We start from the raw sequence: 18,021 nt of genomic DNA, 5'->3' as shown, positions 1-18,021 counted from the left end.
TCTACCTGTTAGACAAAAAACTAAACCTACAAAAAAGCGAAAGCTAATAATTGATGATGATGAGATTGACAGGTTTTTATTAAGCTCGGTTTTTAGTGTTGATCTTTAACTTTATAAAATATTTGACTACAAAATTGGTCTAAAAATCACAAAAAACATTAATTTAGCGTCAAACGAACGTTCGTTTGACGCTAAATTAAGAAAAATGGAATTTTACACTTGTGAGTATTGCTATAAAGAATTTGACCCCAAACGTCGTCGTGTTCAAAAATATTGTAGCAATTCTTGTCGTTCGAAAGCACATCATGCACGAAATAAACCAGATAATAAACTTACTACAATCCCTGATACTAAAACTAAAATTGACGTTCTAACTGTTCCAACTCCTCCTGTAAAAAACAAAGTAGATTCTATGAGTTTAGCTGGAGCAGGAAATGCAGCTGCGGGTAGTTTGTTAGCAGATGGTTTAAAATCTATGCTGACTCCTATAGAAAATAAACCCGCTACTAAAGGTGATTTGGAAAACCTAAAAAAACAGCTTCTTAATCGTTATTATAAAATCAATAATTTAGCTCCTAGGCATGATGGTGCTCTACCCTATTTTGATATGGATACTGGTGATGTTGTTTATTTGTTTTAGTGTTGCAGCACTATATTTAGACTTCCAAAACAACTACACCCTTTTCATTAATAATTTGTTTTGTATTTATTAGAGTATCTACAACAGCAAATCCATTATAAAAAGGCTCAACCATATTATAGCGCTCACTATAAAGCTCATTACCTTCTTTATCGATATGAAACCACCCTCTTTTATCTTTTGCAGTTGCATAATTCTTATGGAAAACCCCTAAATCTAAAAACTCTTTATCGTTTAGAAAATTCCCATGCTTATCAATATGCTTATAAAAACCACTTAATTGCTTCACGCACGCATATCCATCTTTAAAATCTCCGACAAATTTATATTTTGCTTCATAGACAGTAACTCCATGTAAATCGATATGAAAATACTCTCCTTTAAAATTCCTAACTGAACACATACTTTCCTGATAATTACCTGTCCAAGCATAGTTATCATTATACAAAGGCTCTCCCCTTTCATCAATATGAAACCAAGAATTAGCTTGTACTACACTTGCTCGATTAAAATAAAAACCGAAAGTTCGATCATAACGAGCTTTGTACAATTCAAAACCTTTTACATCAATATGATACCAACCTGATTCATCTTTAACAGGTGCAATTCCTGGACTATGAAATTTTAAAACCTCATCATATTCTTTTTTGAAAAGTATTTCATCTTTATAAATAAATGAATTAGCCTTTTCAGAAACTTTTATATCCTTCCAGTCCATTATTTCTTGAATATTAGTATGGTTTGTAATTCATTTAGTTTTTTAGCTTCCATAAACCTAAATTTAGATTGATTTGCTAAAGCAATATACTCATAAGATGATCGCTCATAACTCTCACACATACATAGCATATTTAGAGATAATAGAGATAAATCTACATCTATCTTATCGGAACAATTTTCAATAATATATAAAGATCCATTTTCTGGAAGCGCTAGGTAAACATTATTTATTATTAGATCCGCTTTTTCATCATTCCAATCATGTAAAACCCTAGATAATATTATAGCCTCTGCTAGTTGTGGTATTTCCATAAAAAAATCACCTTTAACAGGTTTAACGTTATTCTCTAATTGACATTTATTTATAACCTTTTCGAGATCAAACAAGAAACACTCTAAATCGGGTAGCTCCTTTTTTATATTAGAAATTGCAGCCCCATAACCACCTCCAACATCCATTACACTTTTGTGGATATTAAAGTTAATTACTTCAGTTATATTTAGGTAATCATCTTTAGCATAAGCAAACATAGCCTTATGATAATCATCTAATTTTTCTTCATCTTGATTTAAATAATCAAAATACCCCATATCATATTTATTCTCAAAAGCACTTTTACTTGTTTTAACAGAAATATCTAAGTTTTTCCAAGCTTCTAAATGATCTCCTGACCAATTTAAACAAGCATACTTTAACGAATCAGGGTATTTTTCCGTTAGAAGAATAGATCTTTCATTTAATTTAAAGTGCCTTTCTACCTCATCTAAAAAGTTAATACTTGTTAAACCGTTAAGTAACAATTCCATATTTTCTTCTGGAATATCTAATAGCTTTGATATCTCTTTTTTTGTTTTTCCTGTTTCATCTAAAACATCGAACAAATTTAATTTACAAGCAGCATTTACTGTCATGTATTTCCAATGTTCTGTGAAGAAAGATTTTAAAAACGCTCTATTACTCATCTAACAACTTTCTTTTTAACGCCTCTATTTGCTTCTCTGTTAAACCGCAAGACATTAAATATTTCACAATATCACCTTCATTTTCTACAACATCAAGTGCTATTTTCAATTTATCTAATGACACATCCATTTCACTCGTTAAATAATCTGTATTTAAATTATCTAATGGTGAACCTAAGAGAAGATGTAATAAAGAAAAAATAATACCTGTTCTATCTTTACCTGCATGACAATGAATAGCAATAGCGCCTGTTTCTTCTTCCAAAATAGTTTCAAATATTTTCTTTATGGAGTCTTTACAACCCATAGCAAAAAAACGATATGCAATCTCATGATTAGAACCTTCGTTATGCTTTTCTTTAAACCATTTTGGTTGATCCCAAGGATCAAACTGCGCTTTAACATATTTGACTTGACCTAAGACTTCATCTGAATATGAAATTGTTTCAATTTCTCTATCCGCTCTTAAATCAATTATTGTCTTTATGTTGTTGTCACGTAGCAATACATTCAATTCTTCTGTGTTTTGAAATAAAGCTAATGCTGATGTTCTATAAACTAATTGATTTTTCATTTTAGTATTGAAAGCATTTGCATCTCTAAAATTCCAAAAGAAGTCACGCTCGTAAACCCATTCGCAAAACGCTTTTAGCTCATTATATTTATTAGTTGGAACTAGTTGTTCTATTGCGCTGTAAAAGAAATCTAATAAGGCTCTTTTTCTTTTATTCCCTTCTGGAAGAAAAGTTGCACCATTTAATTTAGAAAAACTAGCTTGAGCTTCTGCCGAAAGTTCACTTGTCATAAAGTTTTTTGGAAGAAAGTAATAAGCTGTTTTCCCTTTAGCTAAATAGTTTAATTGAATTGCAATATGAAAAGCGATATTATAAAAATAATAAAACTGATACCCATCACTCCTACTGTGCTTAGAAGAACAGCTCTCAAACTCATATAAAAACTTATCTATTAAGTTATTTATATCTGAAGTATTAATATCTTTTTTAGAGGCTATAAGTTGTTTTAAATATGATTCTATTTGGGTATGTGCTTTATCTTTTTCATACAATATTATATCCTTTAGGTCTATTATTTCTGACCCTAAAAAATCTCGATTAATAGCTTCTATACTATAACACAAACCAAATTCTAACTTTGGGAGTTCCTTGAAATAAATAACAACTTTATTTCTAAGTTTAATGTAGTGTACCTTTTTTATTGTTTCATCTAATTCATTTTTTATAATCGCTATAAAGTTCTGAATGTCAAAACTATCGTCAACAATAAGCTTTATATCTAAATCTGAATTACCTAAAGCTTCTTTCCTAGCATAAGAACCATATAGCAGTGCAACCTCTACATTTTCTATTTTAGGCAAAATAACCTTTATCTTTTCTATAGTATTTATATGTTTCATTAAGCTACAGGTTTACGCATGACACAAGTTTTACAAACATTTTTTGTTTTATAGTTACTCACCAAATCTTTATAAAGAGTACTATTAAAAACGTCCTGAATAGATTCTGTATTTATATTCCCAAAGTCACCTAAAGACTGTCTTAAATTATCTGGCGCACAACAAGGTGATATTTTACCAGTTGCAGATATCCATAGTTCTTGCTCTAAAAATGGGCATTCATAATCTTCTCGAACCTCTTTAGTGGCATGATCTTCTATTGGAATAATGTTTTCTAATAACACTTTTTCTCCATTTGGTTTTCTATAAGTATCAGCTGCAGCATGAGCTTGTTTTACATAAATATTCCATCGCTTTACACTTTCTGGAGTTGCTTTCATAGACAATGCTTTAATTTCATCAAAATGATCCCAAAGCTGATGTCCTTTAACTCTATCTACGCCTAGTTCAGCAGCTAGTTTGATAATATCCACCAATTCATGCATATTATTTTGCATAAATGTTAATTGTAATGTTACACGACAGAAATAACCATTTGTTTTAAAATACTCATCTCTATAAGCCACAAACTCTTCTACATTCGAAATTGCTTTTTCAAAATCTAAACCTTGCATCACTTCTTTTGAAGTTTCTGCCGTAGCACCGTTCCAGCTTATTTTAACATCTGTAGTGTTAGGCACAATTAACTTAGCCCAATCCAAAACACTCTTTTTAGGAAATGTACCGTTAGTGGTCAAATTAATTTTTATGTCATGTTGTTTCGCTAAGTCAAAAATCTTATCGAATTGCTTATACAATAATGGTTCTCCCATTGTAGAAGGTATAATCTCTTTTACTCCTAACACCGATGCTTGTTCGAAAATCTGTTGCACGGTTTTAAAATCCATACGTCTGCGCTTAACACCCGTTTCTTTATAAAGCGTATCTATAAAGTTACTATACGGACTATGCTCTTCGCACATGATACATTTCAAATTACAATCTTCTGGATTTGTATCGATTGTAACTCTCCAAAATTTACTAGTATGAGTATACTGCTTATATATATTTACTAATTCATTACAATGCTCAACGATATCGGGCACCCCTCCATCTTGCGAAAACAGATACCCTTTACTTCCATACGTTTTCATTTTGTCTGGATTAGATACTGCAAAATTTAGTTGTTCTGCTAAGGCATCCACATCTCTATGTTTAAATAATAGCCCATTTACTTGATGTTGCACATATTCTTTCATGCCTCCAAAATCGGCAGTAATCACAGGGATTTTACAAGCTTGTGCTTCATGAATAACTAAAGGTGAATTTTCTCCCCAAATAGAAGGCACCACAATACAATCTACGTGTGCAAAAACATCATTAGCCAAATTATGGTTTATGTATTCCCCCATAAACTCCACTTTATTTTCTGAAGTTTCTGCTAACGCTTTTAAAGCTGCTGTACTTTGCCCACTTTCTCTACCATAAATTTTTAAAACAGCATGTGTTTTTACATGTTTAAAAGCCTGTATTAATTGATCGATACCTTTTGCTGGAATATGGGTTCCTATATAACCAAACGTAAAGCATTCTTTTTCCTTAGCTTTTTCTGTTTGCGTTAAATAATGCGTTGGAAAACCATAATCTAAATAAGTAATTTTGGCTTTTGGTATATTAAAATCTGAAACAAATCGGTCTTCAAGATACTTAGAAGGCGCTATAAACAAATCTACTTTATCCATTATCGCTTTGGTTTCCTGCATTCGTCGGTTAACCCAATTGCTCCAATTATCAATATCTGTTTGTTCTTCTTCTTTCTTTCCACTAAAATAGACTTGATAACAGCTTGTAGCGCACTTTTTATCCTCTTGTCCAGAACAAAGCATCGTATTATTCTCGTTACCAATACTACGGGTTAGAAATTGTCCTCTTGGACACATTAACCAAAAATCATGTAATGTAAAAACAATAGGGATTTCTAATGCATTTAAAACATCTATTAAACCTGTAGACAAATGATTTAAGTGTCCAACATGGGCTATATCTGGTTTTAATTCTTCTACTAAAATTTTAAAATTGTTATCTATGGTTTGATGTATATAACCATCTTTACCGTTAGGGTTATTAACAAAATAAAGATTTAAACTTGAGCTTACTTGTTCGTGACGAATTTTAAAATCTGGAGCATAAGGGTTTTGCTCTCTTGTAAAAACGGAAACTTTGTTGTCTTTTGATAATTGATTACATATGGATTGACTATAGACTTCCGATCCTGCATTATAATGTGGTGGATAGCCATGAATTATTTTTAATATGTGCATTTACTTTGTATTCTTTTTAAAAGTTGAAAAATAGTATTATTTGTAGTTTTTTTTATGTAAAAACGAAATAAGTCATGTTCATTTTACTTATTTACAATTGTTCTAATTTGTGATACCTGTATCCCCAAATTTTGTAAAAACAGTTATTAATATATCTCCTTTAGCAACCACAGTAAAACTTGTTACCCAAAGAATATCTTTAGCTAACATATAACCTTGATCTATAGCCTGCATAATACCTTCTTTAGAAAGCGTGTATTCAACTTTAGATCTTCCCATAGGTTTCATAGCTCCTTTAACAAGGCACATAGAAACTAAAAAAGGATCTATTTGTCTCTGCATTAATCTTTCTTCAAAATGTTGCGTTAGCTTGTAATTCAGGATGTTTTTCATTTTATGAAGTTTTAAATTATAATCTCGCCTTTAACTAAAAGGCGAGATTTAATTAATAATTACTTTTTAAAGTTTTTCGCTACTGCACTTTGTGCTTTTGCAGCAAAACTTCCTTTTGCTACATTTCCTGAATTTGATGTTTTTGCAGTACTACTTTGAATTCTTGCTGCTGCTGTTCTTGTCATTGGTTTTGATTTACTCATAATTTTTATATTTTTTATTAATTATGATACAAATAACTTTAAAATAACAAATCGAATTTCATATACGCAATTAAAACAGTAAATTACGCAAATAAATACAATTTAATGAGTATAGAGAACTTAATTAAAAAGGAAAATACTAAAAGAAAGCCTTCTATCAAGAAGTTAAACTCCTACTTAACTAATCCTGGACGATTTTCAATTTTAGTTATAGGTCAAAGAGGTACAGGAAAAGCACACTGGTTAACGCAAATACAAATAAAGCATCAATCAGCTTCTAAAAACTTAGAAAACATCAACTTTGTTAATGCAAAAAAATCTAATGATTTTACAGATATACAATGGGAAAACACATTTAAAAAATCTAACAATGGGTTACTAGTTATTACGGATATTGAAGAACTAAATAAAGAAGCTCAAGCCTCTCTATTTGAAGGTATCTCTACTGGAAAAGGCGGAAAATTTGGGTTTAGAGAAAAAGTATTTGATATAAGAATAGCATTTACTACTACAAAAAGTATATCCTCACTTCGAGATAGCGAAACCTACTTAACTCATAAATTTTTTGATCGTATTTGTCAATTTGCCGTTAAGTTTCCCTCTTATCAACGTGGAGACCGAAATACGTGGAAAGATTTCAAAAAAACCTGGCATAAAATGTGTTTTGAAGAACATAATACGCTACCAGGAGAAGAATTAAAAGAATGGCTTGAAAACGGAAACATTATACTACACGGAAACTTTAGAGACCTTGACAAACTCGCTATAAACTGGCATAATTACAGACTTCAAGATGATATTCAAGAAGAAAATATATTAGAATTAGTTAAATCTGATTTTAACGATTTTTATAGATTCCCAGAACATAACGATAATTTAAAAAGGGAATTTGAAATCTCAGATGATATAACTTGGAACGACAACTTAGATAATTTTAAAGAAGCCTATACTAGATTTATAAAAGAAAAATATGGTTCATTAAAACAAGGAGCAAAAAAAGCAGGAATAAGTTACAGAACTATGGAACGATGGGCAAATGGAAAAGGCAAAAAAAAGGAAGAGTAGTTCGTTTTAATTATTCATCAATTTCAAAATAGCAGCACCAATCAACTCATCCAACTCCCCTTCCGCATCCAAAACAGAAACAAACCCCATTTTACATTGATGATTCATCTCATTATGAGTATTCTCCTGATCTAATGAATAGTCATCGGTTTCAAATTTTTTAAATCGATTTTCAGAATAATCACCAGGATATAAAAGCATGGCTTTTTCTGCATCCCAAAAACGACAATAGGTATACATCTGTCGCAAATCACCTACTGAAGCCGAACTTCTATTAGGTCGTTTCCATTTAGTATCTATAATTAGTGTCTTTTCTCCTTGTCGCAATACAATATCTGGACGCAAACTATTACTACCCCAAAAAGATTTCGATTCTTGCCCTGAAACTTTAATATCAATTCCTACACAAACCTTTTGCAATTGCTTTAAAATATAAGTTTCCCATAAGTCATTCATATCAAATAATAGGGATATCATTTTCTCTTTTCCACTAGAAATATCAGGCGAATAATTTAAAATAATTAATCGCGCCAACTCTAAGGCATACTTATAACCATTAGATTTACGATTTAATTCAATATTATTTAATTGCTTTGCTGTTATCGGTTTTACATCGACCTCAGGGAAATTTATTTGCACCCGATTACATAAATCTTGTAACCTAGAGCCACTTGTAAACTGACTAACAATGGATATAGCTTTTTGTATAACTTGATGTAAGAAATGGTTAACATCATACATTTGATGTTTGGTAAAGAACCGTTCTTTGTGGACCAAATTTTGCCGAATATGTCCAGTAAACTCCAACTTCCCTTTTAAGGCTTTAGTATTACTGGTTTGTTTGCGATATTGCTTTATTAACCCTTTCCTTACTAAACGTTCTACTTCCAATAAATAAAGCTCAAAGTACACTTCTAGTAAATTAAGATGTTTACGTTTTACATGTGCTGCTCCTGATGATTCTGCTTTAAGTTTACCACAAGCTTGCAGCATTTTAAGCAACACGCCTTTCCATTTATTATCATCGTCGTCTTTATCGGCTTTTGGGTTAATTTCAATGGTTAAACCATCTACTTGAATTACACCGACATATTGATTAAACTTTACACCTTTTGCTATGGGCTCGAAATAATTACCATCGTGATATTCATTAAGTTTTAAAAGTGCTTCTAAGTGATATTGCTTAAATCCCTGTTGTCCAAGACATAAACGTTGATGCTCGAAAACTGATATGGTATTACGTACAATCAAAAAATTAATTATTTTTAGTTTCTAACAATTGTTCTACTGCATTTATAATAGAACTTTTATCAATAGTTAATATTTTGTATGTTGGTGTAATAAATTGCTCTTTATCTTCGTATTCGAAGCTTGAAAACTTTATTTTCTTATTCTTTTTACGTTCTACAAAACCATTACCAAGCACCAAACCAATTTTACCATAATCACCAAAGAAGTACTCTTGTAGCAATGGTACTATCTTATTATAAAAAGCATTGGTTAATTTGTCTTCTGTATCTACACCTACAAAATATGAATGTCCAATGGTATGATCTCTATCGATTAACAGTTCTATACGTTTGTTTATGGTTTTTAATACTTCAGACAGTTTAGTGTTACCAACTTCTTCATTTTCTATCACAGTATAATCTGGCATCATTTCTTTAAACTCAAAACGACGACGTAAGGCAGTGTCTAACGCTTCTACAGAACGGTCTGCCGTATTCATCGTGCCATAAATATCTAAATTAGAAGGCACACTAAATTCTTTTTTTGAATATGGTAATGTAATAGTTAATTCATTTTTTGCTCCTTTGCGTTTATCCGTTTCAATAAGCGTGATTAATTCTCCAAAAATAGCTGACACATTACCTCTATTTATTTCATCTATAAAAATAGCATAACGGTTAGATGGATCTTTCTTCGCCTTTAAACATAGCTTTTTAAAAAGCCCGTCTTCAATAGCAAAGCCTAAATCTTTTGTTTCCTCACCTTCTTCTGGTAAAATTGGTTTTATACCTTCTATAAAATCTTCATAAGCGAAGGATTGATGAAAGGTTACAAATTCGTAGTTTTTAATTTCTTTTTCAGGACTTATCTTAAAGTCATTTACATCCTTTAAAACATCATATATATCAGGAATTTGCTCTTTTACCTCATCAGTTAATAACTTCCACAATTTATCTTTTGTCTTATCGAATATTAAAGGGTTTTGGCGTTGCTTATAAGCTACTGTTTCCGACTCCGCTATAGTATGCATTTGTAAAGTTCCCCAAATGGTAGCTCTAACATTTTTAGATTCTGATAATGCTGCTTTTTTTGATACCCATCTATTTTCTAAAATATCGTTTACTTTAGAAGTGCCTATCTCTATAAGCGCTAAGGTAATGACATGCCACCAAGTTAAATTCGCAACTGTTTCCTCAAAATACTTTTCTTTGGTGATTGCATTTTCTCTTAGTGTATATTTATCAAACAATTGGTCTTTTAAATAATACGTTTTCCCTGTTCCTGGAGGGCCGTATAATATTTGATTTATTGGCATTTTCTCAAGCATAATATATTGTACTTCTTCCTCTTCAACAGTTTTTGTTATTCGCTCTAATAAATTTGGATGTCTGTCGATAAATAATAAAAAATCTTGAGTTAACCAGTTTAAATCTAATTGCGATAATTCTGATTTATGCAATTCTTTACTAATAAATTCAGCAATCTCGTCATCCTCTAATAAAACATTGCATATTTCTTGCATTGGATTTTGCATTCCAATTACAAAATGAATAGTACTAGGCTTTAATTTTATTGAAAGTAAGTCCTTAATAATATTTGAAAAAGAGGTTCTGCTTGCTGGAAAAATCGAATTAGGGACTAAAACAGACATCCAACAAGACAAAATAGGAAAGCTCATATTACGATTAGAATAATCTATATTTTTTAGTTCTATACCATTATAAAAGTCTCTGAAAATTTTAATATCTTCAATTCCAATATATTTACTTAATCTTTCTCTAGCGCCTTGTTTAATAAATTGTACGCCTTTAGCATCAGTATAATTCTCATTCTGAGAAGCCAAACATAGTTCTAAAATTTCTTCATCTGTTTGTTCTTCAAAATTGACTCTTGTTGTTAACCAATTTGCCCATTCAAACTTGTACAGCTCAACATATAACCAATTATCATTTAATAAAGCACTTTTATATTTTTCTATTAAGCCATTTAGTTTTGTATTGCTACTATGTTTTTTTTTATCAATTAAATTCATTGTTCTCTCATATTCTTCAAGCGTAGTACCATCATTTAGTTTCCATTCATGCTTCCCATTGGCTGCTCTATTAAGTGCTATTACCGCTGCTGGCGATGGTTTATTGAAGGTTATACTCTTTTTAAGAACTACGTACTTGTCAAAGTTAGAATCTTCAAAATAATTCTCTTGTTCGTATTTAACTCTCATTTTATAATAAGAGTGAATTAAAAAACTTTTTTTCGGTTCCTTATAAATATAAGATCCTTTTAATAATTGATAACCACCTTTTACAATTTGCATTTTTGCATTTAGAAAATTACCACCCCAATCCTGATCAATTTTAGATATTTGAATTTGAAATATAGGGTTAGCTAGTTCCTTTTTTATAACAGCAAATCCATTTCGTTCAAAAGCTTTAAAACAATATGTATTTAAACCTCCTTTAAAGTATTTTTCAATCTCCTTGCCCTCTGCATGATAATTAGCATAAGCCATTATTGCTTTTGGCGGATAGGTTTTTCCGTTATAAACAACATCATAAGTAGATGAAGGCCCAAAACCTTCTGGATACCCTTTCTCTTCAAAATCTCGTATTCCTTGTAAAATATGGTCTTTTGTTACTTGATAAAACAGCATTATTATTTCTTGTTTTTTTCTAAATTCAACTCTATCAACCTCGATTTAATACCACCTAAACTTCTACCAAACAAAACACATAGATCGCTGTTACTAAATTGATCAAAACAATCACACAACAATTTATCTTCCGCAATGCTCCACGGCTCATAAGCTCTAGTATTTTTTAACCTAGCCTTAGTAACAATTTCATCTTTACCGTCAGGATATTTTAGAGGCAATGCTTTCACCTTTCGCCTAATCACATCAAACAACTTATCTTCCTCGTAGATTATAGGCTCTTTAACACTTATAGCACTTCCACACTCTGCACAAAACTTAAAATGATCTTCTACTTTAGAATTGCATTTCTTACATACTGTTAATTCAAATTCGGCAACAGAAGATTCATCTTCATTAATAAGCATCAGTTCATTCGGGATGTCCTTTATAAACTCAGACACATTACCCTTTTGTGACATTAAATAAAGATGTGTTTTAGCCCGAGTAAGCGCCACATAAAACAACCTCCTTTCTTCTTCTAGTAGGGTATTGTACTCTGTCTTTTTTATAACTTGATAAATTTTATCTTTCATCCACGGATCAGGAAAACCTCCACGAGCTGAGTTTAAACCTAAAACAAATACAACCTCTGCTTCTAGGCCTTTTGCTCCATGTATAGTTTTAAATTGCACATATACTCCGCTTTTTTTCAGCTTCTCCTCTACATTGGCTTTCATTGCAGTACGCCTGTATAGAATTAGTATTTTATCTGGACTAATACCTTCTGCTATATGTTGTTGAATTTTTCCATAAATAAAATTCTCAGTCTCCCCATCTACCTCAGCATAATTAACCTCTATTTTAGCACCTCCTTTTTTTACTGCTGAAATATCTTTTGCTATTTGAAACTTATTCTTTTTTATAATTTCGTTCGAAGCCTTAACAATACGGTCTGTACTTCTATAATTTAAGTTCAGTTTAATGAGTTCTGAATTATCAAAATGATCTTTAAAGTTTACAATATAATCTACTACTGAACCTCTAAAACCATAAATACTTTGCCAATCATCACCAACACAAAAAAGTTGAGAATTATCGTTTATTAAATATTTCAAAAACTCTACTTGTTTGTTATTTACATCTTGAAACTCATCAACCAAAATGTATTTATATTTCTTTTGATATCTATCTCTTGTTTTTGGGTGTTCTTTAAACAATTTTAAAGAGTATTCAACCAATCCATCAAAGCCTAAATAAGATCGGTTTGTACAATACATATCATAGTCTCTTATAATAGGCAACGCTACTTTATAAAAAAGGCGTACACGCTCATGTTCACTCTTTTTGGCTTCTAAACCAACGGTTTCAATAGTTTTATTTGCATTTTCAATAGCGCCTTTTACATCAAATACAGATCTATAAAACTTTTTAAGCTCTTTTTTAAATCCCGAAAACTCTTCATGGTAATGCAATACTGAAGCTGAATCTAAACTATCAGTCAATCGCCCTTTTATAACTGTATCTAAAACCTTATTAAATACTGCCGAGTTTTGCGTTGCCTTATCATAGGTTTTTATACAAGTTACACCCCCTTGCTTAAGTTCCATTTCTTTCCAAAATGTAGGATGACTTAAATTGCTAACATGCTCTAAATACACATTTGCGGATGGAATAAAAAAATCGGGATGAAAAGCCGTTTTAGAAATGCGCTCTTTACGTTCGTATTTGTAATCTACATTATTCCGAAAAAACCAATCGGCGATAAATTGCTCCGATTTAGATCGTACTTTTTCACCCTTTAGTGTTGTAAATAATTTGCCTTCGGGTCTAAACTCTGCACCACCTTCGTCTTCCCGAATATAATCTACATAATAATCAATAATATAGCGTTTTAAAGCAATTAAATAATTCTTATTTTCTGATAACTTTATAGCTACTTTTTGTATTATTTCCTGTTCCGTTTCAGTAGCACTTAATCCTCTAAATTCCGAAGAATCATCTATATATTTAGGCACCAATTTAAATTGATTATCAAATACATCCACACCATCTTCGCGCATAATTTGATAACATAAACTATGAAACGTTTTAATGGTAATCCTATTTAACCACGGGTGTTTTTCAAGCATATTTTTACGCTCAATCGCCAAATCTTTTTGGGTAACCCCTTTGGTTTCCATTACTTTTTTGTAAAAACCTGTTTTATCTGCCGATAAAATCATGCGATCTACCATTTCATTGGCAGCATTTTTGGTAAACGTTATCGCTAGAATACTATCAGAATCTGCTTGCTCATCGTTTATTAGATAGTCTATTTTATTAAGTAATGTTTTAGTTTTTCCTGAGCCAGCACCTGCTAGTACTAATATGCGTTTTTCAGCTGATAATACAGCTTTGCGCTGCTGATTGTTTAAACTGCTTAAATCTGTTCTTGTAGGTATTGTTTTCATTAGGGTTGGTTTAATATAAAAATTGTTTATAAATATTTGGGTAAATAAATTAAGCTTAACAGTGATAAACTCATAGTTGTTTAAGTACTTTTTTAAATAATACTCGTTAGTAACACTACCAAGCACTATTTTTCCCCCACTTATGCTCTAATATAGGGTTAGCCATACTAGTATCTCCATTAGATGGACGTCCTGTTTTATGACAAAAATTTTCTGGGTAATGATAGTTTTCATAAATAGCCCAAGTTTGATACGCACTGTAGCTATAAGGTTGATTAGGATTATAAGGAATTTCTTCCCCTGTTCGAATGCAATATCCTGTTTGATGATAACTTTTTTTACTTTTATAAGCCCATTTTTCTTTTTTTACTTCTGTTTTAATCTTTGGTTTGATTTCAGTTTTGATTTCAGTTTTATGCTCACGGACAGGTTTCTTATATTCATTTGAGTTTAAATCAATTTCTTCTGGAAAATCGCTAAGCCTTTTAACTGTTGATTTCTTATTTAAACTAAAACTATAAAAACGCTGAGTCTCATCTAACAAAATCTCTGATTTCACGTATGTTTTGTTCAATGTTACTATAAATTTATTACTCGTAAAAATTGGTCGTTTAATAAAAACAGGTGTATTTTCGTTTGCTATTTCCATACACGTATGAAAAGCATCATTTTCAATATTATTACTTCCCCTAAAATTAAATATATCAGATTTGGAGTGCTCGGTTAAAACCCCAAATTCAATATTTTCATTTGTAAAAGAGTAGTCATAAAGGTTTATTGAAGTAATTACACCTTTGTTTTCATTAGCATAATATTTAGCATGTAATTTTGGTGCATGAATTATACTAATATTGGAAAATTGTTTAAAAAACTCAAAATCTTGCTTACTTAAACTTTTACTTACTTTATTTTCATTCTTCCCAAATATTACAATTATTTTAAGAAAATCAAATCGCTTAGGGTTACTAAATAATTTTTTAAAATGTTCATCTAATTTAATGAATGGGGAAACTATCAAAAGAGTCTCTTTAGCCTCCCATATTATATCATCAATCTCACTTTCTAGGGTTTTTCCCGTTAAAAATGTACTCATAGTAGGTTAATATTTTATTTTATTCTAATTATCTTTTTTAGCCTGTCATTCCTTCAACAAACACCTGCACAAACGTTTTCATTTTATCTAAGATCCTCGCTCCTATTTCTCGTGCTTTTAAAATACTTGGTCTATTATCTAGACATTTAAAAATGTCATCACGCAATGGTTCTCTACCATAGTCTGTGTAGCTTTCTATTAAGGCTTTAAACTGTTTTTGGTCTAAGTGTTCTTCTTCACACATTTTGGCTAAAGCTAGTATCTTTTCTTCATGCCAAAAGCGTTCAAATTCATCTTGAATCGCATCTACATCACTAATATGTGGTAAGTTTTCTTCAATAAATTTTTCTATTAACTCGCGTTTACTACGCAACTCTACGTCTCCAGATAGCATATCTATAATGGCTTTTTTCTGTGCTTTTGCATCTGCAGATTTAGCGTCTTTTAATTTGGCTAAGAGTTGTAAAATGTAAGCGACATTAATTTGATCACGATGGATTAACTCTAATTCAAAATCGATATCATCAAGAATAGATGTTTTATGCTTTTGGCTATCGTTTTTAACCTTATCGTGTAAATCTAAATACTTGCTTTTATAATCTTCAAATGTTTGCTCGTCAATACCCAAATCGTCCCAAGCAAAATCTGTGTAAGATTCTAATACATTTTTTGCACGCAATAGACGCCTAAAAGCTTCAATAAATTGTAACTCTTCTATTTCACTTGGTAATGTGTCTACACTTTGAAATGTTGGCACAATCTCTAATAGATTTTTTAAAGCGTCATCAAATTTTTCTGCAATCGCTTCATAAGGTGGTAAAATAATGTCTTCAATAGCCTCTTTGTTTGAAAACAAGGTAATTGCTTCATCTGTTGCTTTTTTTAGGTTTCTAAAGCATAAAATATTTCCTTGCGATTTCTGCTCTCCTAAAATCCTGTTGGTTCTAGAATATGCCTGTATTAAACCATGATACTTTAAATTTTTATCTACGTATAATGTGTTTACTTTTTTAGCATCAAAACCTGTAAGCATCATATTTACTACAATAACAATATCTAAACGGTCTTTATCTTGAAAGGTTGTTTTTTCGCGTTCTTTTAAACGCTTACTTATGTCTTTAAAATAGTTTTCGAACTGCTGACTATCTTTAGTTGAAAAACTAGTATTATACATTTGGTTGTAATCGGCAATATATTTGTCTAGCTTTTCTCTGGTATGACTTGTTTTGTATTGTGCTTGTGGCTCAGCTGCTTGCTGTAATTGGTCTCCAGGAATATAATCCTGTGCATCTTCATCATCCTCATTGGTTCCGTAAGAAAATATAGTTGCAATACGTAAATCGTGTTCGCCTGCTTCTTTTTTTCGTTTGAAGATATCGTAATACTTAATTAAGGTTTCAATATTATTTACAGCAAATAAAGCCGAGTAATCCTTATTAAACGTTTTCTGATTATGATACGCAATCATATAATCTGCAATTTTCTCAAGGCGTTTTTCATCCGCAAAAACCTCAGCAGTATCTATTGCTTCTACCTCAATATCAATTAAAGTATTTCCTTTTTGTTTGTATTTACCAACATATTCAATACCAAAACGTAAAACATTTTGATCCTTAATAGCATCTGTAATAACGTATTTGTGTAAGCATTTACCAAACAAATCTTTAGTGGTACGTTTTCCTAAATCATTTTTAGACGCATTATCTTTAAAAATAGGTGTGCCTGTAAAACCAAACAGCTGACTACTTTTAAAGTATTCGGTAATTTTTTTGTGCGTATCTCCAAACTGACTGCGATGACACTCGTCAAAAATAAAGACCACTTTTTTATCTTGTAAATGCGTTAAGCTTTTCTCGTAATTAGCTTTAGAAATGGCATTGTTTAGTTTTTGTATGGTAGTTAACACCAATTTAGAGTCGTCTGTTAATTGTTTTACCAAAGACTGAGTATTATCTGTAACATCTACACTGTCTTTTTTAAAGCTATTAAACTCTAACATGGTTTGGTAATCTAAATCTTTACGGTCTACCACAAACACCACTTTGTGTACGTTTGGCAAGTCCATAATAATCTGACTCGCTTTAAAAGACGTCAACGTTTTACCAGAACCTGTAGTATGCCAAATGTAACCGTTGTCGTTACTTGTAGCAACTTGATTTACCAGTTTCTCTGTTGCATAAAACTGATAAGGACGTAACACCATTAATATTTTATGCGTTTCGTTATGCACCACATATTGCGCTATCATTTTACCCAAATGGTTTGGGTTTAAAAACGAACTCGCAAAGGCTGTTAAATCGGTAATGTTTTTATTATTTACATCTGCCCAAAAGAAGGTTTGTTTAACAGACTGCAACTTATTATTAGCTAAATATTTAGTGTTCACACCATTGCTAATTACAAATAATTGTACATACTGAAACAATCCATGATTAGACCAAAACGTATGACGCTGGTAACGATTTATTTGGTTAAACGCCTCCTTAATTTCTAGACCACGACGTTTTAACTCTATTTGTACTAATGGTAAACCGTTGACTAATAACGTAACATCGTAACGGTTTTTGTAAGTCCCTTCTTGGGTTATTTGGTTTGTGACTTGAAATAAATTACTTGTCCAGTCTTCGCTATTAAAAAAGCGTACATAAAAACTGTCTCCATTATCTCTGGTAATATTAAAACGATCTCGTAACGTTTTTGCTTTTTCAAACACATTACCTTTTGCCAAATGGTTTAAAATAGCATCGAACTCTTTAGTAGAAAATAAGGTGTTATTAAAAGCTTCAAGTTGTACTTTTAAATTAAACACCAAAGCATCACCATCTGTAATAGTTACTTTTTGGTAGCCTAAACCTACTAATTGTTTAATTAGGTTGTTTTCTAGTTGTAGTTCCGATTGTTTAGCCACGATATAATTT

General features: G+C 31.2%; 13 protein-coding genes. 2 read left to right on the top strand and 11 right to left on the bottom strand.

From position 1 onward, the window contains the following. Positions 1–205 precede the first annotated feature (205 nt). Positions 206–640: a hypothetical protein gene (locus ACJJV4_RS09435; protein WP_405293758.1), complete on the top strand. Its 435-nt coding sequence runs from the start codon at positions 206–208 to the stop codon at positions 638–640. A 16-nt stretch (positions 641–656) separates the two neighbouring features. Here the strand turns inward: ACJJV4_RS09435 and ACJJV4_RS09430 are convergent, their stop codons facing one another. The 6 genes from ACJJV4_RS09430 to ACJJV4_RS09405 all read right to left on the bottom strand — a co-directional run bounded on the left by ACJJV4_RS09430 (position 657) and on the right by ACJJV4_RS09405 (position 6,633). After that, positions 657–1,358, bottom strand: a complete 702-nt coding sequence (locus ACJJV4_RS09430; protein ID WP_405293756.1) for a WG repeat-containing protein — start codon at positions 1,356–1,358, stop codon at positions 657–659. Continuing rightward, positions 1,358–2,323 (bottom strand): methyltransferase, encoded by a 966-nt coding sequence (locus ACJJV4_RS09425; protein WP_405293754.1) that lies wholly within the window; start codon positions 2,321–2,323, stop codon positions 1,358–1,360. Before ACJJV4_RS09425 ends, ACJJV4_RS09430 begins: the two co-directional genes overlap by 1 nt. Beyond that, positions 2,316–3,737 carry a tyrosine-protein phosphatase gene (locus ACJJV4_RS09420; RefSeq protein ID WP_405293752.1) on the bottom strand — a complete coding sequence of 474 codons (1,422 nt, stop codon included), beginning with the start codon at positions 3,735–3,737 and terminating at the stop codon, positions 2,316–2,318. Before ACJJV4_RS09420 ends, ACJJV4_RS09425 begins: the two co-directional genes overlap by 8 nt. Further along, complete coding sequence (locus tag ACJJV4_RS09415) at positions 3,737–6,037, bottom strand: glycosyltransferase (RefSeq protein ID WP_405293750.1); 2,301 nt, start codon at positions 6,035–6,037, stop codon at positions 3,737–3,739. Before ACJJV4_RS09415 ends, ACJJV4_RS09420 begins: the two co-directional genes overlap by 1 nt. 102 nt (positions 6,038–6,139) lie before the next feature. After that, a complete protein-coding gene (locus ACJJV4_RS09410) occupies positions 6,140–6,430 on the bottom strand; it encodes a hypothetical protein (RefSeq protein ID WP_405293748.1) in 291 nt (96 codons plus the stop codon). A gap of 59 nt (positions 6,431–6,489) precedes the next feature. After that, positions 6,490–6,633 (bottom strand): hypothetical protein, encoded by a 144-nt coding sequence (locus ACJJV4_RS09405; RefSeq protein WP_405293746.1) that lies wholly within the window; start codon positions 6,631–6,633, stop codon positions 6,490–6,492. Positions 6,634–6,738: 105 nt separating this feature from the next. On the opposite strand from ACJJV4_RS09405, the gene ACJJV4_RS09400 reads away from it, so the two are divergent. Further along, entirely contained in the window at positions 6,739–7,698 is a 960-nt protein-coding gene (locus ACJJV4_RS09400; protein ID WP_405293744.1) for a sigma 54-interacting transcriptional regulator, read from the top strand. Positions 7,699–7,704: 6 nt separating this feature from the next. Here the strand turns inward: ACJJV4_RS09400 and ACJJV4_RS09395 are convergent, their stop codons facing one another. From ACJJV4_RS09395 to ACJJV4_RS09375, 5 genes are all read right to left on the bottom strand, one after another. Further along, on the bottom strand, positions 7,705–8,949 hold the full coding sequence (locus tag ACJJV4_RS09395; RefSeq protein WP_405293742.1) for an McrC family protein: 1,245 nt from the start codon (positions 8,947–8,949) through the stop codon (positions 7,705–7,707). Positions 8,950–8,953: 4 nt separating this feature from the next. Beyond that, positions 8,954–11,578: an AAA family ATPase gene (locus ACJJV4_RS09390; protein ID WP_405293740.1), complete on the bottom strand. Its 2,625-nt coding sequence runs from the start codon at positions 11,576–11,578 to the stop codon at positions 8,954–8,956. Positions 11,579–11,580: 2 nt separating this feature from the next. Then, positions 11,581–14,010 (bottom strand): UvrD-helicase domain-containing protein, encoded by a 2,430-nt coding sequence (locus tag ACJJV4_RS09385; RefSeq protein ID WP_405293738.1) that lies wholly within the window; start codon positions 14,008–14,010, stop codon positions 11,581–11,583. 115 nt (positions 14,011–14,125) lie between these two features. Continuing rightward, on the bottom strand, positions 14,126–15,103 hold the full coding sequence (locus ACJJV4_RS09380) for a phospholipase D family protein (RefSeq protein ID WP_405293736.1): 978 nt from the start codon (positions 15,101–15,103) through the stop codon (positions 14,126–14,128). Between the two features lie 37 nt (positions 15,104–15,140). Further along, the gene (locus ACJJV4_RS09375; protein ID WP_405293734.1) at positions 15,141–18,011 is read right to left on the bottom strand and encodes a type I restriction endonuclease subunit R; all 2,871 of its coding nucleotides are present in this window, start codon (positions 18,009–18,011) and stop codon (positions 15,141–15,143) included. Positions 18,012–18,021 lie beyond the last annotated feature (10 nt).

This window comes from Algibacter sp. Ld11, assembly GCF_045066735.1.
Lineage (GTDB): Bacteria > Bacteroidota > Bacteroidia > Flavobacteriales > Flavobacteriaceae > Algibacter.
The sequence above is the reverse complement of the archived record's forward strand: the minus strand, read 5'-3'. Positions and strand labels throughout refer to the sequence as shown.

Bases quoted from the DNA above. Each gene is read 5' to 3' on its own strand.
- ACJJV4_RS09390 (WP_405293740.1), bottom strand. From the start codon at position 11,578: ATGCTGTTTTATCAAGTAACAAAAGACCATATTTTACAAGGAATACGA.
- ACJJV4_RS09415 (WP_405293750.1), bottom strand. From the start codon at position 6,037: ATGCACATATTAAAAATAATTCATGGCTATCCACCACATTATAATGCA.
- ACJJV4_RS09425 (WP_405293754.1), bottom strand. From the start codon at position 2,323: ATGAGTAATAGAGCGTTTTTAAAATCTTTCTTCACAGAACATTGGAAA.
- ACJJV4_RS09385 (WP_405293738.1), bottom strand. From the start codon at position 14,010: ATGAAAACAATACCTACAAGAACAGATTTAAGCAGTTTAAACAATCAG.
- ACJJV4_RS09380 (WP_405293736.1), bottom strand. From the start codon at position 15,103: ATGAGTACATTTTTAACGGGAAAAACCCTAGAAAGTGAGATTGATGAT.
- ACJJV4_RS09405 (WP_405293746.1), bottom strand. From the start codon at position 6,633: ATGAGTAAATCAAAACCAATGACAAGAACAGCAGCAGCAAGAATTCAA.
- ACJJV4_RS09435 (WP_405293758.1), top strand. From the start codon at position 206: ATGGAATTTTACACTTGTGAGTATTGCTATAAAGAATTTGACCCCAAA.
- ACJJV4_RS09410 (WP_405293748.1), bottom strand. From the start codon at position 6,430: ATGAAAAACATCCTGAATTACAAGCTAACGCAACATTTTGAAGAAAGA.
- ACJJV4_RS09420 (WP_405293752.1), bottom strand. From the start codon at position 3,737: ATGAAACATATAAATACTATAGAAAAGATAAAGGTTATTTTGCCTAAA.
- ACJJV4_RS09400 (WP_405293744.1), top strand. From the start codon at position 6,739: ATGAGTATAGAGAACTTAATTAAAAAGGAAAATACTAAAAGAAAGCCT.
- ACJJV4_RS09430 (WP_405293756.1), bottom strand. From the start codon at position 1,358: ATGGACTGGAAGGATATAAAAGTTTCTGAAAAGGCTAATTCATTTATT.